Here is a 26,842-nt window from a genome sequence, read left to right as displayed (position 1 = left end):
GGTGAGGCGGGGAGGTGGCTTGACTTGGTCCCCAAGTCGGCCTATATTTAGATGACTGTCTAATTAGATGACTGCCTTAATATGAATGCTTCCAACAACGCCTTCAAGGCCATCGCTGATCCGGGCCGGCGCGAGATACTGCGCCTGCTGCGTTCGGGCGAGATGACGGCTGGCGACCTGGCGGCGCATTTCGACATGAGCAAGCCGACCATGTCGCATCACTTCGCGGTGCTGGCCGACGCCGACCTGATTACGCGCCGGCGCGAAGGGCAGACCATCTGGTACGGCTTGAACACCACCGTGCTCCAGGATGTGCTGTCATGGATGATGGACCTGGCCGGCGCCGAAACCAAAGGGAGGAAAAAATGAGAACCCGTTATCTGCTGTTTTGCGCCTTGCTGATTGCTGTCGCCAGCGCGGCCACCGTCTACTTCTGGCCGCAGTTGCCCGCGCGGGTGCCGGTGCACTGGAACGCCAGTGGCGTGGCCGATGGCTATGGTCCCAAGGCGGCCTTGTGGTTGCTGGGCCCCGGCATGATGGCGATGGTGGCCTGGCTGGGCGTGGTGATGCCGTCGATCGCGCCGCGCCGCTTCGAGATCGACGGTTTTGAATCGACCTACTACTATCTGAGCGGCGTCGTCGTCGGCCTGCTTGCCTACGTCTACGTGCTGGTGCTGGCGGCCTCGCTGCGGGTCTCGGTGCCGATGGGGACGGCCATCCCGGCCGGCATGTTCGTGCTGCTTATCCTGGCCGGCAACCCGATGGGCAAGGTGCGCCGCAACTTCTTCATGGGCATCCGCACACCGTGGACCTTGGCCAGCGAGCGCGTTTGGTACGCCACGCACCGGCTGGCCGCGCAGCTGATGGTGGCCAGCGGCATGCTGGGATTGCTCGCGCTCTGGCTGGGCGCCCCGATATGGGCCTTGCTGGCGCTAATGCTGGCCTGGGCGCCGCTGGCGGTGGGCTACTCGCTGCTGCTTTACAAACGTCTTCCTCACTGATCGGAGAATTGGTATGCGCTTCAAGCTCTTGCTGTCTTTGTTGATGTTGTCGGTGTCGGCCCATGCGGCCCAGCGTCCGGTGTCGCTGGACGTGGGCGGCGGCACCTTGTATGGAACGGAGCTGCTGCCTGATGGCGGCGGCAAGTTCCCGGTGGTGCTGCTGCACGCCGGTTCCGGTCCCACTGACCGCGACGGTAACAACAAGCTGCTGCCAGGCCCTAACGATGCGCTGCGCATGGTGGCCGAGGCGCTGGCCCAGCGCGGCATCGCGTCGGTGCGCTACGACAAACGCGCGATAGGCGCCAGCGCGCTGCCGGTGTGGAAGGAGCAGGATCTGCGCCTGGACGACTACATCGACGACGCCACCGCATGGCTGCGCAAGCTGCGCGCCGATCCGCGCTTCTCGCGCGTGGTGATGGCGGGGCACAGCGAAGGCGCGCAAATCGCCGCCGAGGCCTGCAAACAGGCGGCGACCGATGCCTGCGTGCTGATCGCCGGCGCCGGCCATCCGCTCGACGACATCCTGCGCGAGCAGCTCAAGTCCAAGCTGCCGCCGGAGCTGGAAGCGCAGAACGAACGCATACTGGTCGCGCTCAAGCAGGGCAAGACGGTCGACGATGTGCCACCGGGATTGATGATGCTGTACCACCCGTCGGTGCAGCCGTATCTGATCTCGTCCTTGAAGCACGATCCGCGCGCGGCGATTGCGGCGTTGACGATGCCGGTGCTGATCCTGCAAGGCACGTCCGACATCCAGGTGCAGGCATCGGAAGCGCAGGCGCTGGCGACGGCGGCGCCGCGCGCCAAGCTGGTGGTGGTCGAAGGCATGAACCATCTGCTGAAGATGGTCGGCGACGATGAGGCCATGCAGAAGAAATCCTACGGCAGCCCCGAGTTTCCGGTGGCGCCGCAGCTGATCGACGCCTTGAGCAGCTTCGTCAAGGCGCCGTCGGCGGGCAAGTGAACAACTGAGCCTCAGGCGATATTGTCCGCGCCCGGCGCGCCGAACAGCTGCTGCTTGAGGTGATGCAGCTGGTCGCGCACCTGCGCGGCCTTTTCGAACTCCAGGTTCTTGGCGTGATCGAGCATGGTCTTCTCCAGGCGCTTGATCTCCTTGCTGATCTGCTTCTCGCTCATGGATTCGTACTTGGCCGTCTCCTGCGCCACTTGCAGCTCTTCCTTCGCATCCTGCGGGCTGTAGACGCCGTCGATCATGTCGCGGATCACCTTGTGCACGCCGCGCGGCACGATGCCGTTGGCGGTGTTGAAGGCGATCTGCTTGGCGCGCCGGCGTTCCGTCTCGCCGATGGCGCGCTCCATCGAATCGGTCATGCGGTCGGCGTACAGCAGCGCCACGCCGTTCAGGTTACGCGCCGCGCGGCCGATGGTCTGGATCAGCGAGCGTTCGGAACGCAGGAAGCCTTCCTTGTCGGCGTCCAGGATCGCCACCAGCGACACCTCCGGCAAATCCAGGCCTTCGCGCAGCAGGTTGATCCCCACCAGCACGTCGAAGGTGCCGAGGCGCAGGTCGCGCAGCAGCTCGACCCGTTCCACCGTCTCGATATCGCTGTGCAGGTAGCGCACCTTGATGCCGTGATCGCTCAGGTATTCGGTCAGCTGTTCCGACATGCGCTTGGTCAGCGTGGTCACCAGCACGCGCTCGTTCTTGGCGACGCGCAGCGTGATCTCGGACATCAGGTCGTCCACCTGCGAGCTGGCCGGACGCACGATGATCAGCGGGTCCACCAGGCCGGTTGGACGCACCACCTGTTCGACCACCTGGTCGGCGTGGGTGCGCTCGTATTCGGCCGGGGTGGCGGAGACGAACACCGTCTGCCGCATCTTCTGCTCGAACTCTTCGAATTTCAGCGGCCGGTTGTCCATCGCGGACGGCAGGCGGAAACCGTAGTCCACCAGGTTGGCCTTGCGCGAACGGTCGCCGTTGTACATGGCGCTCAACTGGCCGATCAGCACGTGCGACTCGTCGAGGAACATCAGCGCGTCCTTGGGCAGGTAGTCGACCAAGGTCGGCGGCGGTTCGCCGGGCAGGGCGCCGCTCAGGTGGCGCGAGTAGTTCTCGATGCCCTTGGTGAAGCCGATTTCGGCCATCATCTCCAGGTCGAAGCGGGTGCGCTGTTCCAGGCGCTGTTCCTCGATCAGCTTGTTCTCCTTGCGGTAGAACTCCAGCCGCTCGCGCAGCTCCACCTTGATGGTCTCGATCGCGCGCAGCACGGTCGAACGCGGCGTCACGTAGTGCGAACCCGGATAGACGGTGAAGCGCGGGATCTTCTGCTTGACGCGGCCGGTCAGCGGGTCGAACAGCTGGATCGATTCCAGCTCGTCGTCGAACAGGTCCAGGCGCACCGCCAGTTCCGCATTCTCCGCCGGGAAGATGTCGAGCGTGTCGCCGCGCACGCGGAAGGTGCCGCGGCCGAAGTCCACTTCGTTGCGGGTGTACTGCATCTGGATCAATCGGGCGATGATGTCGCGCTGCGACACGCGGTCCTTGGCGCGCAGCGTCAGGATCATCTGGTGGTACTCGGTCGGATTGCCGATACCGTAGATCGCCGACACGGTGGCGACGATGATGACGTCGCGCCGCTCCATCAGCGACTTGGTGCACGACAGGCGCATCTGCTCGATGTGCTCATTGATGGACGAATCCTTTTCAATGAACAGGTCGCGCTGCGGCACGTAGGCTTCCGGCTGGTAGTAGTCGTAGTAGGAGACGAAGTACTCGACCGCGTTCTCCGGGAAGAATTCGCGGAACTCCGAGTACAGCTGCGCCGCCAGCGTCTTGTTCGGCGCGAAGACGATGGCGGGACGGCCCTTGCGGGCGATCACGTTGGCCATCGTGTAGGTCTTGCCGGAACCGGTCACGCCGAGCAGGGTCTGGAAGGACAGGCCGTCGTCGATGCCCTCGCACAGCAGGTTGATCGCGGTGGGTTGGTCGCCGGCCGGCGGGAAGGGTTGGTGCAGCTTGAACGGCGAGTCCGGGAAGGTCACTACCGTTGGGTTTGGGGTGTCTACTACGGGTAAATCAGCCATCTTGTCCGACCTTTGTTAAAATAATGGCCTGCCAGCGGCCTGAAGCAGTTTTTCATTGGGCGCTGTCTACCTTCAACCGCTGCGTACCGCTTCCAATCGAATCCAATCTTATCATGACGAATCCTAGCTTGTTCAGCGCCATCGACATGGCCCCACGCGACCCTATCCTGGGCATTACCGAAGCCTTCAACGCCGACCAGAATCCGGCCAAAATCAATCTGGGCGTAGGCGTCTATTATGACGACAACGGCAAGGTGCCGCTGCTGTCGTGCGTGCAGAAAGCGGAAGAGATCCTGATCGCTACCCCGGCCCCGCGCACCTACCTGCCGATCGAAGGCCTGGCTGCCTACGACAAGGCGGTGCAGGAGCTGGTGTTCGGCGCCGACAGCGCCGTCATTCAAGAGAAGCGCGCCGTGACCGTGCAGGCCATCGGCGGCACCGGCGCGCTGAAGATCGGCGCCGACTTCCTGAAGCGCTTCGCGCCGGATTCGCAGGTCTACATCAGCGACCCAAGCTGGGAGAACCACCGCGCGCTGTTCGAAAGCGCCGGTTTTACCGTCAACAACTACGCTTACTACGATGCGGCCACCCATGGCGTGAACTTCGCCGGCATGCTGGCCGGCCTGAAGGCCATGCCGCGCGGTTCCATCGTGCTGCTGCACGCCTGCTGCCACAACCCGACCGGCGCCGACCTGACTTCCCCCCAGTGGGATGAGGTGATCGCCGCCGTGACCAATGGCGGCCTGGTGCCGTTCCTGGACATGGCTTACCAGGGCTTCGGCGCCGGCATCGCCGAAGACGGCGCCGTGGTGCGCCGCTTCGCCGCCGCCGGCGGTCCGCTGCTGGTGTCGAACTCGTTCTCGAAGTCGTTCTCGCTGTACGGCGAGCGCGTGGGCGCGCTGAGCGTGGTCGCCGCCAGCGGCGAAGAGGCGAGCCGCCTGATGTCGCAGCTCAAGCGCGTGGTGCGCACCAACTATTCGAATCCTCCGGTCCACGGCGGCAAAGTGGTGGCCACCGTGCTGACCACGCCTGAGCTGCGCCAGATGTGGGAAGACGAACTGGCCGGCATGCGCGTGCGCATCAAGGAAATGCGGATCGCCTTCGTCGCCAAGCTGAAGGCCAAGGCGCCGGCCCATGATTTCGCCTTCGTCAGCGACCAGGTCGGCATGTTCTCGTACTCGGGCCTGAGCAAGGCCCAGGTCGAGCAGCTGCGCGCGCAGTCGATCTACGCGGTCGATACTGGCCGGATCTGCGTCGCCGCGCTCAATTCCCGCAACATTGACATCGTTATTGACGCGATCGCCAAAGTCCTTTAAAATCTTGCTTCTTCGGGTTGAGCGACTAAGCTTAACCTGAATGCAGTGCTAATCCCTGATAGCTCAGTTGGTAGAGCGACGGACTGTTAATCCGCAGGTCCCTGGTTCGAGTCCAGGTCGGGGAGCCAGAATTCGAAAGCCGCATGTGTGCCTAAACGCCACATGCGGTTTTTTTTTTGCGTCCCCGGCGGGAAATCTGGTTTTTATTTCTACGTAGTAATGTATATTGCATTTGGGTAACTTTTGGACTATCATTTCGATAGTTGAAATCCCGGCCTCGCGCCGCTACCCGAAGGAACCCCATGTCAGCCCTGCACGCCGCCCCTGTCAATCGCCACTACCTGGAGAAGGTGATGTCGGTGGCTGAAGTCATGGAGGTGGAAGTGATCGTCGACATCCTCGACGTGCGCGGCTTGAAGCTGGTCGCCAAGGGCACCCAGGTCACCCGCGCGCTGCAGGAAAAGCTGATCCTGCATAAATTACGGCAACCGTTTGAAAGTTGCGTGCGGGCGAGCGGCAGCGTCGATGCGCGCGCCATCGTCGCCATCGCCAGCCGCCTGATCGACACCAGTGCGCCGGTCGCGCATATCGTGCGCGCCACCAGCAAGGGCGGCGCCTCGGTGTTGGCGCAGTTGGGCAAACTGGAATTCGGCAGCGCGCTGGAGATGATGCTGACCGTGGCCGACCGCAGCGGCGCCCATGCGCTGGAACACGCGGTGCTGGTCAGCCTGCTCTCCATCTGTATGGCGCAGAAGCAGGGCCTGAGCGAGCAGGACCAGATGGTGGCGGGCCTGTCGGGTATGCTGCACGACATCGGCGAGCTGTACATCGCCCCGGCCCACCTGGCGCGCGGCAGGCGGCTGCTGCCGCACGAGTGGTCGCACGTGGTCGTGCATCCGCGCATCGGACAGATGCTGATCGACGAGCTGGGCGGTTATCCGTTCGCGGTCGGCCGGGCGGTGGCCGAGCATCACGAGCGCTACGACGGTAGCGGCTACCCGCGCCAGATCGGCGGCGACCAGATCAGCGCACCGGGCCAGGCGGTGGCGGTGGCGGAGATGATCGCCGGCCTGTTGTTGAAGGATCATCCGCTGGAGCGGGCCGAGCTGGCGCTGAAGATCATTCCTGGCGAGCACTCGCACCAGTTGCTGTCGGCCATCTCGGGCGCGCTGCGGATGGCGGCGCCGGAAGTGGGCGCCGATCCGGTCCGCGCGCAGGGCGGGGAGGGTGTGGGGCGTTTATTTGCCCGCATTGCGGCCATCCTCGACATCGGCGAGGGATTGACGGCGGGGGCGGCGGCGAAGTCGCCCAGCACGCTGCAGCTATTGCACAAGACGATGGAGCGGGTGCGCAATATCCGCCGCGCGTTCATCAGCACCGGCCTGGACGTGTATTTGCGGCCCGAGCCGGACCTGGGCGCCGGGACGGACGACATGCTGCTGTTTGAGCGCGAGGTGGCCTGCCGGGAAATTCAATGGCGGCTGCGCGACATCGCGCGCGACCTGGCGTTGCAAACCACGACGCCGGACGAGCGGCTGGCGCTGGCGCCGCTGGTGCGCATGCTGGATGATGACTTACCCGGCGCGCCGGCAGGCGAAGCTGGCGTTGTCATGCCGCCAAGACGCCCGCACACCGGCGCGGGCGTGGCGAATGTGCGGCGCCACGGCAGCTAAGGGAAAATTTTCCCCAAGGGGAAGCCAAATTGGCTGTGAGCAGCTATAATGTTGCCTCTTTTCCCTGATAGCTCAGTTGGTAGAGCGACGGACTGTTAATCCGCAGGTCCCTGGTTCGAGTCCAGGTCGGGGAGCCAGAATTTTAGTTGTACAGAATCAAGGGGTTACATGCTTAGTCGTGTAACCCCTTTTTTTGTTGCGTTCATTGGTTTTGCGACCGGAACGGGAACCTCAGCTGCTTCAAGAACCCATCTGGCATGTAGTCGCCCTGTACGCCATATTTTTCGGGAAAACCCTGTTGGCCCTTGATGGCAGTGCCGAACAGGTGATCCAGGAAGGCATAGTGCGCCGCATAGTTGCGGTCGATCGCGACGTCGTCGGAGGAGTGATGCCAGTGATGGAAGTCCGGCGTGACGATCAGATACCGCAATGGCCCCCACGGCAGATGTACATTGGAATGATTAAACACCGCCTGGAAGCCGACGATGATGATGTAGCTATCCATCACGCTCTTATTAAAGCCGAGTACGTACAGCGCACCCAGCACGCCAACCCGGGTACAGATCAGTTCCAGCATGTGCTGGCGCGAACCCGCCAGCCAATCCATGGTTTTGGCCGAATGATGTACCGCATGAAATCGCCACAGGAACGGCACTTCGTGATAGCTGCGATGTAAGCAGTATTGCACCAGGTCGGCCGCCAGTATGCACAGCAACAGCTGCGGCAGGAATGGGATGGCCTGTACCGCATCATGCACGCTATCGTTCTGCATCCAGCCGAACAGACGATGGATGGCGAAGTTCACCGTCAGCAGCGCCAGGCCCACGATGAAGTGGTTGACCGCAAAGTGCACCATGTCGGTCTGCCACTCTTTGCGGAACAGCAGCTGGCCCTTATAAAGCGGGAAGATTTTTTCCAGCGCGGCGAAAATAATGGTGGAGCCCAGCAGGTCGAGGATGAACCAATCCAGGCCTATGTACGGCGTATGGTCGGGGAAGTCGGCGACAGGCACGTGCGAGCCGCCAGCCGCGACACTGATCAATACCAGCATGCCTGCGATCGCGTTGAGGCTGCGGTTGCGCTTGAACAGCACATTAAGCAGGCTGATTGAACCGGACAGCACCAGCGCGGCGAATAGAATATGGCGGATCAGGTCTGGCGAATAGGCATGCCTTAGTTCGGGCGTGGTCAGATATTGCGGGTAGTGGAACGCAGCCACGCCTAGCAAAGACAATATCGCCAGGGTCAGCGCCAACACTCCACTGGCCAGCCCCAGTCCTTTCGGCAGCGGCCCGCTTTGCTTGAATAGCTCGCTCGTTTCCTGAACCGCAGCGCCGACTTGGCCGACGACCTTGTTTTTCATCCAATCTCTCCAATTGTTGCAGATATACAATGTATGAAATGATAACTCAAGTACAGTGTCGGCGCGAGCGTAATGGCCCCGCCAGTCATGTGAAAAGCTTGCTCGGGGTGTGCATCCCCCTCCTGCGAGGCGGCGCCGACTGATACAACGGGCGCGGCCGCATAATTTTTCACAGATTTCCTGCAAATGGGCCTACCATTTGCAAATCAACACGCAATTTGTGTCCCTTGCGCCGACTGATCAAGGAGCTCGCCCTTATGTTCCAACAACGTGTCGTCTCAGACGATTTCCTGGGGAAGTGGCAGCAGACGACGAATGTGATGGCGGGCATCTTCGACGTGCCGGCCGGTCTGATCATGCGCGTCGGGCCGGAGCAGATCGAGGTGTTGGTGTCCAGTCACACGCCAGGCAATCCCTATGAGGCGTACGAGAAAGCCAAGCTGAACACCGGCCTGTACTGCGAAACGGTGATGGCAACCCGGTCGCTGCTGCATGTGCCGCATGCGCTGGAAGACGAGCACTGGAAGGATAATCCCGATGTCGCCCTGAACATGATTTCCTATCTGGGCGTGCCGCTGCTGTGGCCCGACGACGAGGTGTTCGGCACGATCTGCGTACTCGACAGCAAGAAGCGCTCCTATCAACAGCGCTACGTCGATTTGCTGTGGGAGATCAAGAAGGCGATCGAGGCGGATTTCAAGGTCATGGAGCAGCAGCAGAAATTGATCTCAGGTAATGCCGATCTGCTTAACGCCAACCAGGCGCTTTCGCTCAGCAACGGCGAGTTGACGACGGCGCTGGCCAAGATCGGCGCCATGCAAACCGAATTGCTGCGCGCCGAAAAGATGTCGGCCCTGGGCAATCTGGTGGCCGGCGTCGCCCACGAACTCAATACGCCGATCGGCAATGGCCTGATGGTCGCCAGCACACTCAAAAGCAACGTCGGCACGATAGCCAAGGAGTTGGAGGCGGGCGTAACGCGCAAGCATATGCACGACTTCATCGGCGGCGTCGACCAGGGCGCCGATATCCTGCTGCACTGCCTGGGCCGTGCGGCTGAGCTGGTGGACAGTTTCAAGCAGGTCGCGGTGGACCAGTCCAGCAAGCGCCGGCGTCAATTCGACCTGAAAAAAACCTTCGGCGAGATCTTGGCGACCTTGGGAACGGTCATTCGCCGGAGCGGTCACCAGGTGTTGTGCGAGGTGGACGGCGGGATCACCATGGATAGCTACCCCGGGGCGCTCGAACAGGCGCTGCTTAATCTGATCAACAATGCCCTGGTGCATGCCTTCCCCAATGGCGCGCAAGGACAGATCCGCATCGCGGCCTGCCGGCATGCCGACGACTCGGTAGAAATTAGCGTTGCCGACGACGGCATCGGCATCCCGCAAGCCAATCTGGTGCGCGTGTTCGAGCCATTCTTTACCACCCGGCTGGGGTAGGGCGGCAGTGGCCTGGGGCTGCACGTGGTCTACAACCAGGTGACGACCGCGCTGTGCGGCAACGTGCAGGTGGTGAGCGAGCCGGGTCACGGCGCCTGCTTCACGCTGCGGGTGCCGCGGGTGGCGCCGACCAGTCCGTCCCCATCGTAGATCAATTTGTTGTTTTCAAGATGTTTGCAAAATGAAATTATTGATGTTTCCTTGTATCGTATGCCATGGCGTTAATGCTAGGTGGCCGGCAATCACGCCGGCAGCTCGCACAGCGCGATGGGCTGGCAAACCGAAGGTTTCAGCTTCGTCGCCACCTCGGCCCTGAGTACGCTGACCTTCGCCGGCAGCCCCGCCAACTCGCACTACGGCGCGGCGCTGGACAATGTTTCGGTCACCGCGGCTGTGCCTGAGCCGGAAACCTATGCCATGCTGCTCGCCGGCCTGGGCCTGGTGGGCGCGATTGCGCGTCGCCGTCGCTGTGCATAAAAAAAATTCACGGCGGGGTCGCCAAATCCATTTTGAGCGGATATAATTCGGGCCTCAATTCCCTGATAGCTCAGTTGGTAGAGCGACGGACTGTTAATCCGCAGGTCCCTGGTTCGAGTCCAGGTCGGGGAGCCAGAATACGAAGGGCCGCATGCAAATGCGGCTCTTTTTGTTTTTGTGCAACGAAGCCGTTTTCAATGCTACCATCGGCCGGTTTCCGTGCTTCCCCTCCGCCCGGATGCATTCTGCATCAGTTCAAGTACAAGACTACCCCGGCCGAAGGAGCACCGCGTGACGCAGAGAAACCACCTGGTTCACAGCCTGAAGCAGCGTCACGTCACCATGATCGCCTTGGGCGGCGTGATCGGCGCGGGCCTCTTTGTTGGCTCAGCGGCGATCATCGCCACCGCCTCATGGTCTTGGGCCTATCCATTTTATTGAATATGCAGAGCGGCTTTCCGGCGCCGGGCTTGGTCCATCTGACGGCGCATGGCGGGTTCATGCCCAATGGGATCTCGCCCGTGCTGGCCGGCGTGACGGTGGTGATCTTCTCGCTTGGCGGTAGCGAGATTGCTGCCGTGGCGGCGGGCGAATCGGAAAATCCGCGCGACAACGTGAACAAGGCCATCCGCAGCGTGATTTTTCGGGTCATGGTGTTCTATGTGGGCTCTGTGTCTATCGTGATCCTGTGCCTGCCATGGACCGACACCGTCAATTTGAAGTCGCCCTACGTGTCGCTGTTTAGCCAGGCTGGGTATGGGTGGGCTGCGACGGCGATGAAAGTGGTCCTGTTCGTCTCCTTCATGTCGGTGATGAACTCCTTCCTGTTCTCAAATTCGCGCATGATGTATTCCTTGAGCCAGCGCGGCTATGCGCCGGCGCTGTTTGGCCGCACCAATGCACGCGGAGTCCCGCTCAATGCGCTGGCGCTCAGTTTTACCGTGTGCGCAGGCATCCTGGCGCTGCACTTTGCCAGCGGCGGTGATCTTTTTCTGATGCTGGCCAAGAGCAGCGGCGCCTTTATCATGACGGTGTGGATGTTCATTATCCTGGCGCACGGGAGGATGCGTCAGGCGTCGCCAGCGTCCGAGATCGGCTGCACGCCCTACAAAGCCTGGCTCTTCCCGTTCGGCAATGCCATCGCGCTACTGACGCTGCTGGCGGTGCTGGTGTCGCAGGCTTTCAATCCCGACTCGCGCTTTCAGTTCGTGTTGATGGGCGTGATCGCACTGGCTATCGTCGGCTCCTATTTCATGCTGCGCACGCGGCTGGCGTTTGGGGTTTTGCGGTCGTAGCCTGAACAGCGCTTTCTTCTTCGGCGTGACAAAGAAAAACACCGGCGCCGGGTAGGCGATCGCGACATTTTTCTCGATGATCAGGTCGGGCCCGCGCGTCCTGGCCAGCGCTTCGGTCAGGAGTTCGAGGATGTAACCCGCCCAGGGCTCGCGCTGGCTGAATTTCGGGACGCCCAATTCTTCGGCAGCGACGCGCATGCACATCAGGCTGACCAGTAGTGCAAGAATTATTCGCATGGTTATGTCTCCCTGCTGAGCCGATTATAGGTGTACTCGGCGGGCATGTGGTGGTCGGCGTGTTGCCGCGGCATGCGCTCGGCGTTAATTTCCTGCATGGGGCTTTTGCATTTTGGCACGCAAATCTCACCGAAATGCGCGATTCCGGTGGACGGGAATCTTGCACCTCGGTATTCTGAATCTTATTTCTGGCCGGAAGGAAAAGCGATGGTCATCTCAGTCGAAGCGGTCGATCAGGTGCGACGGGTGCGTGAGCTGGAGCGCGAAGTGGCGCTGTTGCGCAGCACCCTGGCCGCCCTGCCGGCTGGCGGCAGGGACCAGGAATGGAAAGATGAGGTCGTCCGCTTGCTGAGCGAAGTGGTCTTGTTCCGTCTCTCGCTGGACCAGGAAACCGTGCTTTCATCTTTTAAAAATAACTAGAGGTAGATCATGAGCGAGGAAAACAAGGAAGTTGTGTACGGGACCGAAGACTTGTTGATGAGTCTGTGCAACTCGGTGACCCGTGTCCTGAACGTCGCCACCCAGAGCAAGGTCAATTATTCCGGCATGGTGCAGCGCATCACCAAGACCGGCCTCAAGCCCGATATCGGCTGTTTCGTGCTGTTCGACGGCGGCTTCACCGGCCTGGTGGTGCTGAACTTCGCGGCCGACACGGCCATGGAACTCTACGAACGCTATATGTTGCACATGGGCATGCCGAAGTCCGAGCTGGCCAGTTCCCACACGTCGGACGAGGTGTCCAACATCCTGGGCGAGCTGATGAACCAGATCGTCGGCGACTTCACCGGCAAGGTGCGGCGCGAGCTGCAAACCAATATCACGCAGAACCAGCCGAAAATGCTGGTGCTGAACAAGCAGGTGATGCTGAGCGTGGACACACCGTTGGATCGCCCTGAGATGCGGCGCGTCACGTTTTATACGGAAAAGAGTAATATCTTTTATCTGGAGCTGGCGATCGACCGAACCGAGTTCATCCGTTTGCACGATTTCGACTCCAGCGAGGTGGGCGATCCGGACGCGCTGATGGACCGGGAGCGCGGCAATCAGGGCGGTGAATCGGCGGCCCTCTCGGCTTCGGCGGAAGATGAAGCCAACGACGAGCTGCTGAGGTCGCTGGGTATGTAGGGCGATCCGAGACTTGTGCTATTAAAGCCACCACGACCGCCCGGGATAAGACTATGATCAAAAGCAAGGGCCGTGGTTGTCGGTTGGGGGCGGCCCAGTGACTTACCCTCACGGAGGCACGACATGGACAAGCACACCCTTCTTGGCAGCCTGCGGCTCGGGCACAAGTTCCTGATCCTGAGCCTGATCGCGGTGATCCTGGCCAGCATTCCTACCTGGCTGTACATGCGCGAAGCCGGCAAGGGACTCGATGCTTATCTGGACGAGCGCGCCGGCATGCCGGCCGTGGTGAGTGGCCTGCGCATGGTGCAGCTGACCCAGCAGCATCGCGGTCTGTCTGCGCTGGTGCTGGGTGGCGCCACCTCGGACGACAAGCGCGCGGCCAAGCAACAGGAAGCCGACAACGCCTATGCGGCCACCGACGCCCTGGTCAAGACCCTGCACGACCCCGTGCTCGATGCGGCCTGGTCGCAGGCGCGCAGCGACTGGCAGACTTTGCGTTCCCAAGTGTCGTCGAAGAGCCTGACGGTGCCGCAAAGCTACGCCGCGCATACCGCACTGATGCCCAAGCTGCTGAAGGTGAACGACCTGATCGGCGATTACTACGGCCTCAGCCTTGATCCCGACCGCGACACCTACCAGCTGATCCAGGCCATGTTTTATCAGCTGCCCTATCTGTCCGAGGAGCTCGGCAAGACCCGCGCCAAGGGCGCCGGCCTGCTGGCGAGGAAGGAGGCCAGTCCGGCCGACCGGCTGCTGCTGTCGTCCATCGTGGCGCGCGTGACGGACCGGCTGGACCAGACCCTGACCGCCTTTGGCAAAGCCGCCCGCTTCAACCCTGACTTCGAGACCACGCTGGCGCCGGCCATGCGCGAGGCCGCCCAGGCTGCGGCCAAGATCACCGACCTGGCCCTCCATGAGATCGTGCAGCCGGAGGCGCTGACCTATTCGGCGGAGAATTACGTGGTGCTGGCGACCCAGGCCATCGACCTGCAGTTTGCGCTCAACGCCGTCGCCAGCAAGCAGCTGGACGCCCTGCTGGACGAGAAGATCCGCGCCTTCTACACCACCCGCTGGATGATGCTGGGCGCTATGCTGGCCTTGCTGGCGCTGGCCGGCTATGTGGCGCTGCTGATTGCGCGTTCGGTGACGCGGCCATTGAGCAGCGCCATCGCCGTCGCGCAGAGCGTTGCGCGCGGCAACCTGGTGAGCGACTTCGACGTCGGCGCGCCCAACGAGGTGGGGCAGGTGCTGCGCGCGCTCAAGGATATGAACGACAGCCTGCGCGGCATCGTCGGCGACGTGCGGGGCAGCATCGACCATATCAGCGCCGCCACCCGCGACATCGCCAGCGGCAACGCCGATGTGTCGGCGCGGCTGGAATCGCAGGCCTCCAACCTGGAGGAGACGGCCTCGTCGATGGAGCAGCTGACTTCCACCGTCAGGCAGAACGCCGACAACGCGCGCCAGGCCAACCAGCTGGTGATCAGCGCCGCCGATGTCGCCAGCCGGGGCGGCGCGGTGGTGTCGCAGGTGGTGCAGACCATGGGCGAGATCAACGAGAGTTCGCACAAGATCGTCGACATCATCAGCGTCATCGACGGCATCGCTTTCCAGACCAACATCCTGGCGCTGAACGCCGCCGTGGAAGCGGCGCGCGCGGGCGAGCAGGGCCGCGGCTTCGCCGTGGTGGCGTCCGAGGTGCGCAACCTGGCGCAACGCTCGGCCGCCGCCGCCAAGGAAATCAAGGAGTTGATCAACCGCAGCGTCGAGCGGGTCGAGGTCGGCAACCGGCTGGCCGACCAGGCCGGCGAGGCGATGGGCGAGATCGTCACCAGCGTGCAGCGCATCACCATCATCATGTCGGACATCGCCACCGCCTCGGCCGAGCAGGGCGTGGGCATCGAGCAGGTCAACGACGCGGTCACGCAAATGGACGACACGACCCAGCAAAACGCCGCCCTGGTCGAGCAGACGGCGGCGGCTTCCGCCAGCCTGGAAGAGCAAACCCAGGCCCTGGTCCAGGCCATGAGCCACTTTGTGCTGGGGAACGAGAAACCGGCCGCCGCCGCCGCGCACCGCCCGGCGGCAAGGCCTGTTGTGCAACAACAACGTTTGGCGATCCGGCATGGCTAAACAACAAGCTTGATCGATCGGTCATCGAAGGCGGTGCGGCGGGCTGTCTAGCCTTTTATTATTCAGTCCGCCCTGCTGATGCACCAAATTTCTAACAGTAAATTCCCATTTGCTTATATTGCTCTTGCAATACCTGCTATCAATGAAAGAAAATACCGCCTTTCTGCAAGACGGTGCATTCTAGACATCGAAAAACGGCCTCACATCCGCTTGCACCGCCACGGACACGTTAGATGACCGGGTGGTATCAAAAAGAAAGAGAGAACAGGAGACACTGTTTTTAACTCTTTGCCTTACCTCAAATCGGGAAATTGAATGATCAAACTGTCGAAGATGCACAAGCGCCTACTGGCGCTGAGCGCCGTGATGCCTATCGGTACCGCCATGGCACAAACCGCCGCTGAACCGCAGCTGGAAACCGTCACCGTCACCGCCCAGCGCCGTGCCGAAAACATCAAGGACGTGCCGGTCTCCGTCACGCTGTTGAAGGACGAGAAGCTGGACGTGCTGCTGTCCGGCGGCCAGGACATCCGTGTGCTGGCAGGCAAAGTGCCGTCGCTGAACGTGGAGTCGTCGAACGGCCGTACCTTCCCGCGCTTCTACATCCGCGGCTACGGCAACACCGACTTCAGCACCTTCGCCTCGCAGCCGGTTTCTCTGGTGTACGACGACGTGGTGCAGGAAAACGGCATCCTGAAAGGTTACCCGATGTTCGATGTGGCTGGCGTGGAAGTGCTGCGCGGCCCGCAGGGTACGCTGTTCGGCCGCAACACCCCGGCCGGCGTGGTCAAGTTTGAATCCGAAAAGCCGAACACCAAGAAGGTGGAGGGTTATTACAACCTGTCGTGGGCGACCCACAACACCATCAACGCCGAAGGCGCCGTCAACGTGCCGCTGACCAGCGAATGGGCGATGCGCGTGTCGACCCTGCGTCAGCACCGCGACAACTTCGTCGACAACACCTTCACCAAGCAGAACGATGTGCTGGAAGGCTACAACGAACACGCCGAGCGCGTGCAGTTCCTGTACACCCCGAGCACCACCTTCAACGCCTTGTTCAACGTGCATTCGCGCACCACCGACGGCAGCGCCCGCCTGTTCCGCGCCAACCTGATCAAGAAGGGCAGCAACGACTTCGCCGACGGTTACAGCTTCACCAAGATCGCCACCAACGGCCAGAACATGCAGAGCCTGAGCACCAACGGCGCCAATGCCCGCCTGAGCTGGGACCTGGGCGCGGTCAAGCTGTTCTCGATCACCGGCTACGAAGCCGTGGACAACTACTACAGCCGCGGCGACATCGACGGCGGCAGCCCGGCCGGCCCTGGCTTCATCCCGTTCCAGGTGCAGACCGGTGGGGGGCTGAGCGGCCTGCATCAGTACACCCAGGAATTCCGCGTCGAGTCGAAGAACCCGGGTCCGCTGAACTGGCAGAGCGGCGTCTACTACTTCAAGGAAAGCGCCAGCGGCTACAGCGACAACTTCGACAGCGACACCCAGCTGCAGACCTCGCACCTGGCCAGCCACCAGAACAACACCGCTGCCGCGGTGTTCGGCTCGCTGACCTATGACGTGTCGGAGCAGCTGGTGCTGCGCGGCGGCCTGCGCTACACCCACGACAAGAAGGACTTCGCCACCACCTCGCGCGTCAACGTGAAGCAGACCGGTCCTGACTCGGTCGACGAGAGCAAGAACAAAGCCAACTGGGACATGAGCGCGACCTACAAGATCAACCAGGACGTCAACGCCTACGCCCGCGTAGCGACCGGCTTCCGCGCGCCGAGTATCGCCGCCGCGTCGCAATTCGTACCGATCACCGTGGCCGATGCGGAAACCATCGTCTCGTACGAGGCCGGTATCAAGGCCGACCTGTTCAACCGCCGCGCCCGCGCATCGGTCAGCATCTACAACTACGATGTGAAGAACCAGCAGCTGACCGTGGTTGGCGGCACTTCCAATGTGACCAAGCTGATCAACGCAGCCAAGACCGTCGGTCGTGGCCTGGAAGCGGACTTCGAAGCCTTTGTGACGCCTGATTTCAAGGTCACCGCTGGTGGTTCGTACAACTTCACCAAGATCGAAGATCCATCGCTGTCGGTCGCCAAGTGCGGTTCGTGCACCGTGACCGATCCGCTGAACGCGGCCGGCCGCGTCAGCATCGACGGCAACCCGCTGCCGCAAGCGCCCAAGGTCATCCTGAACGCCACCGCGCGCTACAACTGGGCGCTGGCTGACGGCAACCTGTTCGTGCTGACCGACTGGGCCTACCGCAGCAAGATCAACTTCTTCCTGTACGAAGCCAAGGAATTCACCGGCAAGGCCATGGTGGAAGGCGGCCTGCGCGTGGGTTACAACTGGCAGGGCGGCAAGTATGAAGTGGCGGCGTTTGGTCGCAACATCACCAACACCGAGCGTATCGTCGGCGCGATCGACTTCAACAACCTGACCGGTTTCGTCAACGAACCGCGCCAGTTCGGCGTGCAGTTCAAGGGCAGCTTCTGATTTTTTGGAAATTTGCCTGCTAGCCTAGACAGCTAGAAATTGGCCGTATATAATGCGGCCTCTTTTCCCTGATAGCTCAGTTGGTAGAGCGACGGACTGTTAATCCGCAGGTCCCTGGTTCGAGTCCAGGTCGGGGAGCCAGAATTTGAAAGCCGCAGGTGTGCATTGCAACGCTCAAGATCGTTGCAATGCCGCCTGCGGCTTTTTTGTTTTTGCGGTCGGGCTGGATGTAAGATGTTGTTTTCCTCGCCTTTATTGACGGCGCTGCACCGGCGGGCGCAACGATGCCAAGGAATTCCAGATGAAGCTCGTCGCCTTCGATAAGCTGCTGATCGCCGCCTGCTGCGCGATGCTGGCGCTGTACCCCTTGGTCGCAGGGGCGCGCTGGCACAGCAGCAGCGATGTGCACGCCTTGCTGGAATTCTCTTCGTCGCTGGTGGCCGTCACGGCCGGCGTGATGGTGCTGTTGCATTTCCTGACGACGGGACGCTGGTTCTTCCTGTTTATCTCGGTCGGCTTCGTGCAGGTCGGCGCGGAAGAGTTTGTGCACGCGCTGTTTTCCTTTGATCGCCTGTGGCCGGCCGATTTGCCGACCGCGAAGCTGGCGATTTCGACCACCTGGCTGGCCGGACGCTCGGTTTTCGTGCTGGCCCTGATCCTGGCGTATTGCTGCGGTCGTCGGGAAGTGGCGCCGGCCAAGCGGCGCGGCGACGCGCTGCGCTTCAATTTTGCCGGCTTCCTGCTGTCGGCGTTGCTGGCCCTGGTGATCTTCGGCGCGCAACACTTGTCGTCGTCCCTGCGGCAGGGGCAGCCGCTGAAGCAAGCCCTGGAGGCGGGCATCGCCGGCCTGTTCCTGCTGGTCTTCGTGCTCTACTATCGGCAATACGCGCGGACGCGCACGCACAGTCCGCTGATGCTCAGCATACTCGCCTGTATCGTCTTGCAAGTGATGCTGCACCTGTACTTTTCCGGCGCGCGGGAGTTTTACGACGCCCGCTGGGATGTGGCGCACTTGCTGAAATTGCTCGGTTACTTTTTCCCGATCTTCGGCGTCTGGGGCGAGACGATAGCGACGCATCGGCTGGCGCGGCAGCAATACGAGGTGCTGTGCAAGGAAATGGCCGAGCGCCGCCGCTCCGAAGCGGAGCTGGCGACTTACCGCGATCATCTGGAGGAGCTCGTCGCCGAGCGTACCGCTGAGCTGGAGCAGAGCTTGAACAATTTGCGCAGCGCGCAGCACCAATTGCTGCAGGCTGAAAAATTGTCGGCGTTGGGTTCGATGGTGGCGGGCGTGTCGCATGAGCTCAACACGCCGCTCGGCAATGCCCAGATGGCGATCACCACGCTGATCGGCCGCATCGTCGAGATCCATGCCAGCTATGCGGGCAGGGGACTGAAAAAGACCCAGATCGACCAGTTTTTCGACGAGGGCCGCAAGCTGTCCGATATCGCCCGGCGTTCGATCGAGCGCTCGCTTGAACTGGTGACGTCGTTCAAGCAAGTCGCCGTCGACCAGACGTCCGAACAGCGCCGCGCCTTCGACCTGGCCACCGTGGTGCGTGCAACCATCGACTCGCTGCGTCCCAGTTATCAAAACAAGCCCTGGGAGTTCGCGATTGACGTGGCGCCAGGCATCGCCATGGAAAGTTATCCGGGGCCGCTTGAGCAGATCATCTTGAACCTGGTGCAAAACAGCATCCGCCATGGCTTCGATGGGCGCGATCGCGGTTGTATCCGCATAGAGGCCCAGGTCGACGCCGGCGCCGACCACGTCGTGCTGAGTCTGTCGGACGACGGCAACGGTATCGCGCCGGAGCACGTTGGGCGCATTTTCGATCCCTTCTTCACCACCACCCTGGGACGGGGCGGCTCGGGCATCGGCTTGAACGTCACGCATCGGATCGCGACGACCCTGCTGGGTGGGACGATTTGCGTGCATTCGCCGGCGCGGCGCGGCGCCACCTTCACGCTGCGCATACCGCAGCGCGCGCCGGCGCTGATGTAGTTAAATTGGCATCGTTCCCGTGTTATATTCTGGACACTGAATTTGTCCGGGGGATGATGATGTCGAGAAAGTGGCTGCTGGGGATGGGTGTGGTGATGAGCATGATGGCCGCGCGTGCCGAAGTACCCTTGCCGGTGCAAGTACGCCTGACGCATACTGCGCCCGATACCTGGCGCGCCGACTATCGGTTTTCGCAGCCGGTGACGGCAATCCAGTTCGAGCCGGTGGCCGACTTCCGCAAATCCTTCTGGAAGGTGTTGACGCCCGGCGTGACGCTGACCACCGGCGGCGAGCATGACACGCTGGCCGCCGCCAACGGCAAACCGCTGCGGCAGTTCAGCGTGGAAATCTCCACCTTCGATCGACTGCTGGAGAAGCAATACCTCGCCATGGACCGCTACTCCGATGGCGGGCGCCTGATCTACCTGGGCTTCCTGCAAGGCGAGGCCAGGCAGGGCAAGGTGGTGCGCGATATCGCGGCCAACTTCACGCTGGCAGGGCTCGGCAAGGAAACCGTGCTGGTGCCCGCCACCCCGGCCGCACCGTCCAACAGCGCCACGCCATATGCCTACTTCGGTCCGCAGACGCCGGTCACCGCCGGCGAGGCGCAGGTGCTGCTCGACCCTGGCCTGTCCGCCTGGGCCAGGGAAACGCTGCTCGACACCACGGCCAAGATGTCCACCTACTACCGCGCGGCGTACCGGCAACCGCTGCGCCAGCCCTTGCTGCTGCTGGCGGCCGTCAGCGATACCGCCTCGCCTGGCCTGTCGATCAAAGGGGGCGTGGTCGGTGCGCAGATCGTCTACCGTTTCGGCGGCACCGCCCTGCTCACCGCCGAAAGTCCCAAAAAGCGGGAGATGGTGGCCAAGATCGTGGCGCATGAAATGGCGCATCTGTGGCAGAACAATGCGCGCCGCGGCGGCACCAGCGAGCACTCGCCGCCGTGGGTGCACGAGGGCGGCGCCGAAGCCATGGCGCTGGATGGGCTGCTGCGCACCGGCATCTGGAGCGAGGAGCAAGGCCAGGCGTTCACCGCCGCCACGCTGGACGAGTGTGCGAAGCTGGACCACAGCTTCGACAGCTATCGCGGCATCTACGCCTGCGGCTTCGAGCGCTACAGCCAGCTGAAGGTCGACATCGTGCCCCTGTGGCGCGACATGATCAGCGCCGCCGACAGCAAGGGCGAAATCTACAGCGAGGCGATGATCAACTCGCTTGTCGAACGCGCAGGTAAAGCCGCGCCTTGATGTGCGTCAAAGGAGGGGATGGGGCGCTACTTATCATGGTAGTCCAACCACTTGAAGGAGGCTGCCATGGCTAACAGTTTGATGCGTATAGATCCTTTCCGCGACCTTGCCCGTTTCGATCCCTTCCGCGACATGGATGAAATGTTCCGCGACTTTGCGCCGGCGGCATGGCGCGGCACCGACGTGGCGCCGCGCATGCGGATGGATGTGAGCGAGACCGATAAGGAGTATCTGGTCAAAGCCGAAATCCCGGGCGTGCAGAAGGAGGACATCAAGGTGGCCGTCAACGGCAACCAGGTGTCGCTGAGCGCCGAGATCAAGGACGAGCAGCAGGCCGGCACCAACAAGACCGGCGCCCTGCGCAGCGAACGCTACTACGGACAATTGCAGCGCAGCTTCAGCTTGCCGCAGGACGTGGATGACGACCAGGCCGAGGCGCGCTACGAAAACGGCGTGCTGCACCTGACCCTGCCGAAAAAAGTCGGCACCGGCGGCAAGCAGCTGTCCATCCAGTAATCAGTGCGAGGGGGCGTTGCAGGCCGGGTCGGCATCCCAGCGGCCCGAGCAGATGCGCGAGCGGCACAGCATGCCTTCGATCAGCCCCAGCTGCTTACAGCGCGCCAGCAGTTGCGCCGTGCTGTCGCCCTCCTGGCGCTCGACCACGTCGCGGCTGCGCTCCGGCAGCACGGTGGTCGGCTTGTTTGAATGCGCGACCAAAGCGGTGAGCAGGGCGACATCGGTATCGCCGGAAGTCGCTGCCGGTGCGGCGACGGCGGGATGGGCCGCTGGCAGGCGTGCGGCGGGCGCGGTGGCGGTGCCTGCGGCGCCTGGCTGTCTGTGTGCCGGGCCGGCCGCGCGTGGCGCTTCGAACCTCGCCAGCGTGTGCGCGGCCGGGGTTGTTGCTGCGGATGGCGGGTGAGACGCCGGCGCCGGCGGTGGTGATGGCCGGGCTATCGATTCATTCACGATCGCCGCCGCCTGTACGGCCGGCGCAGTGGCGGTAGCTTGCGCCTCCACGGCTTCCAGTGGCCGCCGCTCGAAATGCGTGCGCACGCTGCTGCGGCTGCGCGCGAATGAGCCCGGGGTGAGCGTGTCATCGTGCACCAGCCAGGCGACCGCGCAGATGGTCACCACCAGCAGGCCCAGGCCGACGGTCCAGCCATCGATGGCCCAGCCGCCGGTGCGGGGTGGTTTGGACGCTGTCTTCGGACCATGTTCCAGATGCGCCAGTATGCGTTTTCCGCCGTCCGCCGCCACGCGGTTGGAGTTCATCAGGTCGGGTTTTTGCTTCGACGTATCCACGGTATTTCCTCCGAATTTGATCTGGTCTTTCACGCCGCTTGCTGGAGCGCCTACGATGAAGCGTTCTAGCACCTCAGTGTCCGATCTGCGGCGCGACCTTGCTTTGACGGAGCGCACCATGTTTCTCTTTTCAGTCTTGCTGTTTTTCATCTTGGCTTGCGTGGGCGCATGGCTGGCGCTGTTTCCTGCTGGGCGAGACGTGGTGGCGCAGTCGATGTCGGCCATCGGCCGGCGCATCGAACAAGGATTGCGCGGCGGCTACCGGCAGGGCGCGCAACAGGTGTCGCTGGCGGGACGCAGCGCCGGCGGCGGCGTGCTGCGCGCGTTGAAGTTTTTGCAGCGCCGCTATCTATTGCTGCTGTCGGCCGCGGTGCTGCTGACCGTGCCGCCGATGCTGGCGCTGGTGCTCAGCGGACGCAGCATGCTGGGCGGCTACGACGGCGATAGCCATGCCATCAACGACCAGGTCGCCGATCTGCTGAAGGGCGAGCAGCTGGCGGCGCCGGCGCCGTTGCCGCCGCCGGTCTTCACCACGGCGGAGGTGACGCTGGTGCGCCCGCTGCTCGACGGCGCCAACCGCAACTGGCGGCTGCTCGATCCCGACTTCGCCCAGCGCCTGCTGCTGGTGTTCAGGATCATGAAAGAGAACCACGGCTACGACATGGCGATCCTGGAGGGCTACCGCAGCCCGGAGCGGCAGAACGCGCTGGCCGCCGCCGGTCCCAGCGTGACCAACGCCAAGGCCTTCCAGAGCTACCACCAGTTCGGCCTGGCGGCGGACTGCGCCTTCCTGCGCGACGGCAAATTGCTGATTTCCGAAAAAGATCCGTGGGCGATGCGCGGCTACCGCCTGTACGGCGAGGCGGCCGAAGCGGTCGGCCTGCGCTGGGGCGGCCGCTGGACCATGATGGACTTCGGCCACACCGAGTTGCGGGTGGCGGGCACCGTGCGCAAATAGCACGGCGCGGGGCGATGATTGTGCTGCCTCAAGTAATCCCTGCTTTGTTGGTGGCAACATTGTTCGGTCCGCTTGCTGCTCAGGCGCTGTCGTTCAAGCCGGCCTCCACCCATGATGCGAAGAATCTGGTACTTCCTCACCGATACCCGCCACCTGACCATCATCGGCCTGACTGCGATGGCGGCCCTGTTCTACCTCGGCGCGCAAGTGCTGGAGCTGGCCCTGGTCTGGGCGCTGGCGGCCACCGCGCTGATGCTGCTGCTGGCCGGTCTGGTCTGGCTGTGGCGGCGCCGGCGCGCCCGCCGCGAATCCGAGCAGCTGGGCGCGGCCATCGGCGCCCAGGCCGCCGCCGAGGCGCCGCCGCAGGACCAGTCCGGCGCCGAGGTCAAGCTGATCCGCGACGACATGCTGAAGGCGATCGACACCATCCGCGGCTCGAAGATGGGCCTCGTGTCCGGCACGCGTGCCTTGTACGAGCTGCCGTGGTTCCAGGTCTTCGACAAAGGCGTGATGGACGACGCCGAGGGGCGCGAGATCGACTTCCGCAACACCATCATCATCGCCACCTCCAACGCCGGCTCGGCCGCCATCATGCAGGCTTGCCTGAACCAGGAAACCCCGCCGACCGAAACCGCGCTGGAGGAACTGCTGCGGCCCCACCTGGTCAAGCATTTCAAGCCGGCCTTCCTGGGCCGCCTGAAAGTGGTGCCGTACTACCCGATACCGGACGCGGTGCTGGTGCAGATCATCGCGCTCAAGCTGGAGCGCATCGGCCAGCGCATCCGCGATCACCACCGCGCGGAGTTCAGCTACGACCAGGCGCTGGTCGAAGCGGTACTGGCGCGCTGCACCGAGGTCGATTCCGGCGCCCGCAATGTCGACCATATCCTCAACGGCAGTCTGCTGCCGGAGATCGCCGAGGCGGTGCTGCAGCGGATGTCGGAAGGCGCCGCCATCGGCAAGATCAAGGTCGGCGCCAGCAAGCAAGGCCAGTTCAAATACACCATCAGATAGCCTGGAGGCGGACCATGTTCAGCATCGCTCAACTGCTACAACCCATCAGCGCAGCACAGCCCTGCGGCGAGGACGTCGCCTTCAGCGCGGAGGTGGACCAGATCGCGCAGGCTCGCATGCACGACGACCCCACACTGGACCAGGGTGAATGGATCGCCGCCCTGAAGGAGGCCGACTGGCCGCTGGTCGCCAGCCGCAGCGCCAGCATGGTCGCCAGCCGCAGCAAGGATATGCGGCTGGCGGTGTGGCTGGCCGAGGCGTTCGCCAAAACGCGCGGCCTGCGCGGCTTGGGCGACGGCTACGCAGTGCTGAGCGGATTGTGCGAACACTATTGGGACGGCATGTTCCCCGTCGCCGACGACGGCGACTACGAACAACGCATCGGCAACCTGTTCTGGCTACTGGCCCGCACGCCGGTGCTGGTCAAGGAGATACCGCTGACCGAAGGCGCGGCGCTGCTGCCGGAGGCCGAGTACTGCCTCGCCATGCTGACCGGCCTGGAAGATATCGTTGACCGGCGCTTGGGCGCGGACGGCCCAGGCTTCAGCGCCGCCAAGGACTGCCTGCAGGCCGTGATTCGAAGCGTGACCCCGGCTGGCGGTGTGCCGGCATTGGCGGTCCTCGGTGACGCCCCCGCGGGCCAAGTGGCCGTGGTTGCCAACGGCACGCCGCAAGACCGTCGCCAGGCGCTGGCGCAGCTGCGGGGGGTGGCCGATTTCTTCCGCCGCACGGAGCCGCACAGCCCCGTCGCCTACCTGGCCGACAAGGCCGCCAGTTGGGGCGACATGCCGCTACATGTCTGGCTACGCGCCGTGATCAAGGACCCCGCCGCCATCTCCAGCGTCGAGGAGTTGTTAGGCGCGCAAACCGCCGGCGAATGAGTAATATCCTTGAGGAAATATTTCTTTTAAGGCTATAGTTTTCCCTCAAATGGTGCTAGCATGGATTGAAAGGCCCATCCATCTCCATTTTGAGGACTGCTATGAACAACCTGAAAATTGGCACTCGCCTCGGTTTCGGCTTTTCACTCATCCTGTTGATGCTGACGGCGATGACCATCATCGGCATCCTCCGGCTGAGCAGCGCCAGTTCGCTGACCGACCACATGATCAACGAGAAGATTCGCGACGAGCGGCTGATCGCGGAGTGGGGCAAGATCATCGAGGTGAACGCCGCACGCACCACCGGCGCCTGGATGGTCGCCGATCCCGCCGACCAGAAGAAGCTGGAAGGCATGATGGCCGAATCGTCCGGCCGAGCGACCAAGATCCAGGACCAGATCGGCGCCAGCATCGAGGACGAGGAGCTCAAGCCCCTGTTCAAGAAGGTGCTTGATACGCGCAAGACCTACACCGACATCCGCAAGGCCGTCTTCGCCGCCAAGAATGCCGGCGATCTCGAAAAGGGCAAGAGCCTCTACGAAGGCGACATGGCGCAAAGCCGCGTGCTCTATCTGGACGCGCTGAAAAAATTCGCCGACAAGCAGGCCGACTTGCTGGACCAGGCGGCAGTCGAGATCCAACAGCAGTACACCAGCGGCCGCACCTTGCTGGTGTTACTGGGATTGGCCGCGATTGTCATGGGCGTGTTCGCCGCATGGTGGATCACGCGCACCATCACCCATCCAATTAACGAAGCGGTGAAGGTGGCGGAGACGGTATCGTCGGGCGACCTGACCAGCGACATCCAGGTGAGCAGCAGCGATGAAACCGGCCAGTTGATGAGCGCCCTCAAAACCATGAACACGAACCTGGTCAACATCGTCGGCCAGGTGCGTAATGGCACCGACCTGATGGCCCACGCGTCCACCGAGATCGCCGCCGGCAACCACGACCTGTCATCGCGCACCGAGCAGCAAGCCAGCTCCTTGCAGGAAACCGCATCCTCGATGGAGGAGCTGACATCGACCGTGCGCTTCAACGCCGAGAACGCGCGCGAGGCCAACAAGCTGGCCGTCAGCGCATCGGAAATCGCTAGCCGTGGCGGCGCCGTGGTGGGGGAAGTGGTCAGCACCATGGGCTCGATCAACGACTGCTCGCGCAAGATCGTCGACATCATTTCGGTCATCGACGGCATCGCCTTCCAGACCAATATCCTGGCCTTGAACGCGGCGGTGGAAGCGGCACGCGCCGGCGAGCAGGGACGCGGCTTTGCCGTGGTGGCATCCGAGGTGCGCAACCTGGCGCAGCGCTCGGCCGCCGCCGCCAAGGACATCAAGGGCCTGATCGACGATTCGGTGTTGAAGGTGGCGCAGGGTTCGGACCTGGTCGACAAGGCAGGGCAGACCATGAGCGAGATCGTCGTCAGTATCGGCCGTGTCACGCAGATCATGACCCAGATCAGCCACGCCAGCGAAGAACAGAGCATCGGCATCGCGCAGGTGAACGACGCGATCACGCAGATGGACCAGGTAACGCAGCAGAACGCGGCGCTGGTGGAGGAGGCCGCAGCGGCGGCTGAATCGATGCAGGAGCAATCGGCCAAGCTGGCCGACGTGGTCAGCGTGTTCAAGCTTGGTGCGACGCAGATGGCGACGCAAGCGCGTGCCTTGCCGCCTGTGCGGCCGCGCGATGCGCTGCGGCCCCTGCGTCCGGCGCCGGCAGTGAGGGCTCCGGCCCGCAAGGTGCTGGCCGCGGCGCCCAAGCGCGCGGCAGTCGCCTCCGCCAAGGATGGCGACTGGGAAGAGTTCTAAGCGCGGCCC

At 62.9% G+C, this 26,842-nt stretch carries 20 protein-coding genes, 4 tRNA genes and 3 pseudogenes; 24 read left to right on the top strand and 3 right to left on the bottom strand.

The window, feature by feature from the left end; genetic code table 11:
• Positions 1-81: 81 nt before the first annotated feature.
• The 3 genes from AC07OK_RS03390 to AC07OK_RS03380 are packed head-to-tail and all read left to right on the top strand — an operon-like array spanning position 82 to position 1,965.
• Positions 82-369, top strand: coding sequence for an autorepressor SdpR family transcription factor (locus tag AC07OK_RS03390; RefSeq protein WP_494688948.1), 288 nt, complete (start codon positions 82-84; stop codon positions 367-369).
• Positions 366-1,001, top strand: coding sequence for an SdpI family protein (locus AC07OK_RS03385; protein ID WP_494688947.1), 636 nt, complete (start codon positions 366-368; stop codon positions 999-1,001). The genes AC07OK_RS03390 and AC07OK_RS03385 overlap by 4 nt, the downstream gene beginning before the upstream one ends.
• A gap of 13 nt (positions 1,002-1,014) precedes the next feature.
• A complete protein-coding gene (locus AC07OK_RS03380; protein ID WP_494688946.1) occupies positions 1,015-1,965 on the top strand; it encodes an alpha/beta hydrolase in 951 nt (316 codons plus the stop codon).
• Between the two features lie 11 nt (positions 1,966-1,976).
• Here the strand turns inward: AC07OK_RS03380 and uvrB are convergent, their stop codons facing one another.
• Positions 1,977-4,049, bottom strand: a complete 2,073-nt coding sequence (uvrB, locus tag AC07OK_RS03375; RefSeq protein WP_494688945.1) for an excinuclease ABC subunit UvrB — start codon at positions 4,047-4,049, stop codon at positions 1,977-1,979.
• Positions 4,050-4,162: 113 nt separating this feature from the next.
• Here uvrB and AC07OK_RS03370 point away from each other — a divergent pair, with 113 nt between their 5' ends.
• The 4 genes from AC07OK_RS03370 (at position 4,163) to AC07OK_RS03355 (ending at position 7,175) form a co-directional block, all read left to right on the top strand.
• A complete protein-coding gene (locus tag AC07OK_RS03370) occupies positions 4,163-5,365 on the top strand; it encodes an amino acid aminotransferase (RefSeq protein WP_494688944.1) in 1,203 nt (400 codons plus the stop codon).
• A 52-nt stretch (positions 5,366-5,417) separates the two neighbouring features.
• Positions 5,418-5,493 (top strand) — tRNA-Asn (locus AC07OK_RS03365).
• A gap of 174 nt (positions 5,494-5,667) precedes the next feature.
• On the top strand, positions 5,668-7,038 hold the full coding sequence (locus tag AC07OK_RS03360; RefSeq protein WP_494688943.1) for an HD-GYP domain-containing protein: 1,371 nt from the start codon (positions 5,668-5,670) through the stop codon (positions 7,036-7,038).
• Positions 7,039-7,099: 61 nt separating this feature from the next.
• A tRNA-Asn gene (locus AC07OK_RS03355) sits at positions 7,100-7,175 on the top strand.
• Positions 7,176-7,240: 65 nt separating this feature from the next.
• On the opposite strand, the gene AC07OK_RS03350 is transcribed toward AC07OK_RS03355, so the two are convergent.
• Positions 7,241-8,401, bottom strand: a complete 1,161-nt coding sequence (locus AC07OK_RS03350) for a sterol desaturase family protein (RefSeq protein WP_494688942.1) — start codon at positions 8,399-8,401, stop codon at positions 7,241-7,243.
• A gap of 257 nt (positions 8,402-8,658) precedes the next feature.
• Here AC07OK_RS03350 and AC07OK_RS03345 point away from each other — a divergent pair.
• The 13 genes and pseudogenes from AC07OK_RS03345 to AC07OK_RS03285 all read left to right on the top strand — a co-directional run bounded on the left by AC07OK_RS03345 (position 8,659) and on the right by AC07OK_RS03285 (position 21,383).
• Positions 8,659-9,993, top strand: a pseudogene (locus AC07OK_RS03345) (ATP-binding protein).
• Between the two features lie 99 nt (positions 9,994-10,092).
• A pseudogene (locus tag AC07OK_RS03340) lies at positions 10,093-10,320 on the top strand (FxDxF family PEP-CTERM protein); the annotation flags it as partial.
• A 59-nt stretch (positions 10,321-10,379) separates the two neighbouring features.
• Positions 10,380-10,455, top strand: a tRNA-Asn gene (locus tag AC07OK_RS03335).
• Between the two features lie 156 nt (positions 10,456-10,611).
• A complete protein-coding gene (locus AC07OK_RS03330; protein ID WP_494688941.1) occupies positions 10,612-10,761 on the top strand; it encodes a hypothetical protein in 150 nt (49 codons plus the stop codon).
• A complete protein-coding gene (locus AC07OK_RS03325; RefSeq protein ID WP_494688940.1) occupies positions 10,734-11,615 on the top strand; it encodes an amino acid permease in 882 nt (293 codons plus the stop codon). The genes AC07OK_RS03330 and AC07OK_RS03325 overlap by 28 nt, the downstream gene beginning before the upstream one ends.
• A 444-nt stretch (positions 11,616-12,059) precedes the next feature.
• Positions 12,060-12,272 carry a hypothetical protein gene (locus tag AC07OK_RS03320; RefSeq protein WP_494688939.1) on the top strand — a complete coding sequence of 71 codons (213 nt, stop codon included), beginning with the start codon at positions 12,060-12,062 and terminating at the stop codon, positions 12,270-12,272.
• Positions 12,273-12,281: 9 nt separating this feature from the next.
• A complete protein-coding gene (locus AC07OK_RS03315; protein WP_494688938.1) occupies positions 12,282-12,977 on the top strand; it encodes a DUF3334 family protein in 696 nt (231 codons plus the stop codon).
• A gap of 123 nt (positions 12,978-13,100) precedes the next feature.
• Positions 13,101-15,113: a methyl-accepting chemotaxis protein gene (locus tag AC07OK_RS03310; RefSeq protein ID WP_494688937.1), complete on the top strand. Its 2,013-nt coding sequence runs from the start codon at positions 13,101-13,103 to the stop codon at positions 15,111-15,113.
• Between the two features lie 315 nt (positions 15,114-15,428).
• Entirely contained in the window at positions 15,429-17,615 is a 2,187-nt protein-coding gene (locus tag AC07OK_RS03305; RefSeq protein ID WP_494688936.1) for a TonB-dependent receptor, read from the top strand.
• 65 nt (positions 17,616-17,680) lie between these two features.
• A tRNA-Asn gene (locus tag AC07OK_RS03300) sits at positions 17,681-17,756 on the top strand.
• Positions 17,757-17,916: 160 nt separating this feature from the next.
• Positions 17,917-19,620 (top strand): ATP-binding protein, encoded by a 1,704-nt coding sequence (locus tag AC07OK_RS03295; RefSeq protein ID WP_494688935.1) that lies wholly within the window; start codon positions 17,917-17,919, stop codon positions 19,618-19,620.
• Between the two features lie 59 nt (positions 19,621-19,679).
• Positions 19,680-20,867 (top strand): hypothetical protein, encoded by a 1,188-nt coding sequence (locus AC07OK_RS03290; protein WP_494688934.1) that lies wholly within the window; start codon positions 19,680-19,682, stop codon positions 20,865-20,867.
• A gap of 81 nt (positions 20,868-20,948) precedes the next feature.
• Positions 20,949-21,383, top strand: coding sequence for an Hsp20/alpha crystallin family protein (locus tag AC07OK_RS03285; protein WP_494688933.1), 435 nt, complete (start codon positions 20,949-20,951; stop codon positions 21,381-21,383).
• On the opposite strand, the gene AC07OK_RS03280 is transcribed toward AC07OK_RS03285, so the two are convergent.
• Positions 21,384-22,169 (bottom strand): hypothetical protein, encoded by a 786-nt coding sequence (locus tag AC07OK_RS03280; protein ID WP_494688932.1) that lies wholly within the window; start codon positions 22,167-22,169, stop codon positions 21,384-21,386.
• A gap of 118 nt (positions 22,170-22,287) precedes the next feature.
• Between AC07OK_RS03280 and AC07OK_RS03275 the strand changes: the two genes are divergently transcribed.
• From AC07OK_RS03275 to AC07OK_RS03260, 4 genes and pseudogenes are all read left to right on the top strand, one after another.
• Positions 22,288-23,127, top strand: a complete 840-nt coding sequence (locus tag AC07OK_RS03275; protein ID WP_494688931.1) for a M15 family metallopeptidase — start codon at positions 22,288-22,290, stop codon at positions 23,125-23,127.
• A gap of 483 nt (positions 23,128-23,610) precedes the next feature.
• Positions 23,611-24,141, top strand: a pseudogene (locus AC07OK_RS03270) (AAA family ATPase); the annotation flags it as partial.
• A gap of 14 nt (positions 24,142-24,155) precedes the next feature.
• Positions 24,156-25,022, top strand: coding sequence for a type VI secretion system protein TssA (gene tssA, locus AC07OK_RS03265; protein ID WP_494688930.1), 867 nt, complete (start codon positions 24,156-24,158; stop codon positions 25,020-25,022).
• Between the two features lie 101 nt (positions 25,023-25,123).
• On the top strand, positions 25,124-26,833 hold the full coding sequence (locus AC07OK_RS03260; RefSeq protein ID WP_494688929.1) for a methyl-accepting chemotaxis protein: 1,710 nt from the start codon (positions 25,124-25,126) through the stop codon (positions 26,831-26,833).
• Positions 26,834-26,842 lie beyond the last annotated feature (9 nt).

The organism is Duganella sp. GW821-FHT07G03, assembly GCF_059418605.1.
This window is presented reverse-complemented; position numbering and strand designations above follow the sequence as displayed.

Coding starts and splice junctions, on each gene's coding strand:
- AC07OK_RS03290 (WP_494688934.1), top strand. CDS start 19,680: ATGTCGAGAAAGTGGCTGCTGGGGATGGGTGTGGTGATGAGCATGATG.
- AC07OK_RS03360 (WP_494688943.1), top strand. CDS start 5,668: ATGTCAGCCCTGCACGCCGCCCCTGTCAATCGCCACTACCTGGAGAAG.
- AC07OK_RS03295 (WP_494688935.1), top strand. CDS start 17,917: ATGAAGCTCGTCGCCTTCGATAAGCTGCTGATCGCCGCCTGCTGCGCG.
- AC07OK_RS03320 (WP_494688939.1), top strand. CDS start 12,060: ATGGTCATCTCAGTCGAAGCGGTCGATCAGGTGCGACGGGTGCGTGAG.
- AC07OK_RS03305 (WP_494688936.1), top strand. CDS start 15,429: ATGATCAAACTGTCGAAGATGCACAAGCGCCTACTGGCGCTGAGCGCC.
- AC07OK_RS03275 (WP_494688931.1), top strand. CDS start 22,288: ATGTTTCTCTTTTCAGTCTTGCTGTTTTTCATCTTGGCTTGCGTGGGC.
- AC07OK_RS03325 (WP_494688940.1), top strand. CDS start 10,734: ATGGTCTTGGGCCTATCCATTTTATTGAATATGCAGAGCGGCTTTCCG.
- AC07OK_RS03315 (WP_494688938.1), top strand. CDS start 12,282: ATGAGCGAGGAAAACAAGGAAGTTGTGTACGGGACCGAAGACTTGTTG.
- AC07OK_RS03380 (WP_494688946.1), top strand. CDS start 1,015: ATGCGCTTCAAGCTCTTGCTGTCTTTGTTGATGTTGTCGGTGTCGGCC.
- AC07OK_RS03285 (WP_494688933.1), top strand. CDS start 20,949: ATGCGTATAGATCCTTTCCGCGACCTTGCCCGTTTCGATCCCTTCCGC.
- AC07OK_RS03310 (WP_494688937.1), top strand. CDS start 13,101: ATGGACAAGCACACCCTTCTTGGCAGCCTGCGGCTCGGGCACAAGTTC.
- uvrB (WP_494688945.1), bottom strand. CDS start 4,049: ATGGCTGATTTACCCGTAGTAGACACCCCAAACCCAACGGTAGTGACC.
- AC07OK_RS03370 (WP_494688944.1), top strand. CDS start 4,163: ATGACGAATCCTAGCTTGTTCAGCGCCATCGACATGGCCCCACGCGAC.
- AC07OK_RS03260 (WP_494688929.1), top strand. CDS start 25,124: ATGAACAACCTGAAAATTGGCACTCGCCTCGGTTTCGGCTTTTCACTC.
- tssA (WP_494688930.1), top strand. CDS start 24,156: ATGTTCAGCATCGCTCAACTGCTACAACCCATCAGCGCAGCACAGCCC.
- AC07OK_RS03350 (WP_494688942.1), bottom strand. CDS start 8,401: ATGAAAAACAAGGTCGTCGGCCAAGTCGGCGCTGCGGTTCAGGAAACG.
- AC07OK_RS03390 (WP_494688948.1), top strand. CDS start 82: ATGAATGCTTCCAACAACGCCTTCAAGGCCATCGCTGATCCGGGCCGG.
- AC07OK_RS03385 (WP_494688947.1), top strand. CDS start 366: ATGAGAACCCGTTATCTGCTGTTTTGCGCCTTGCTGATTGCTGTCGCC.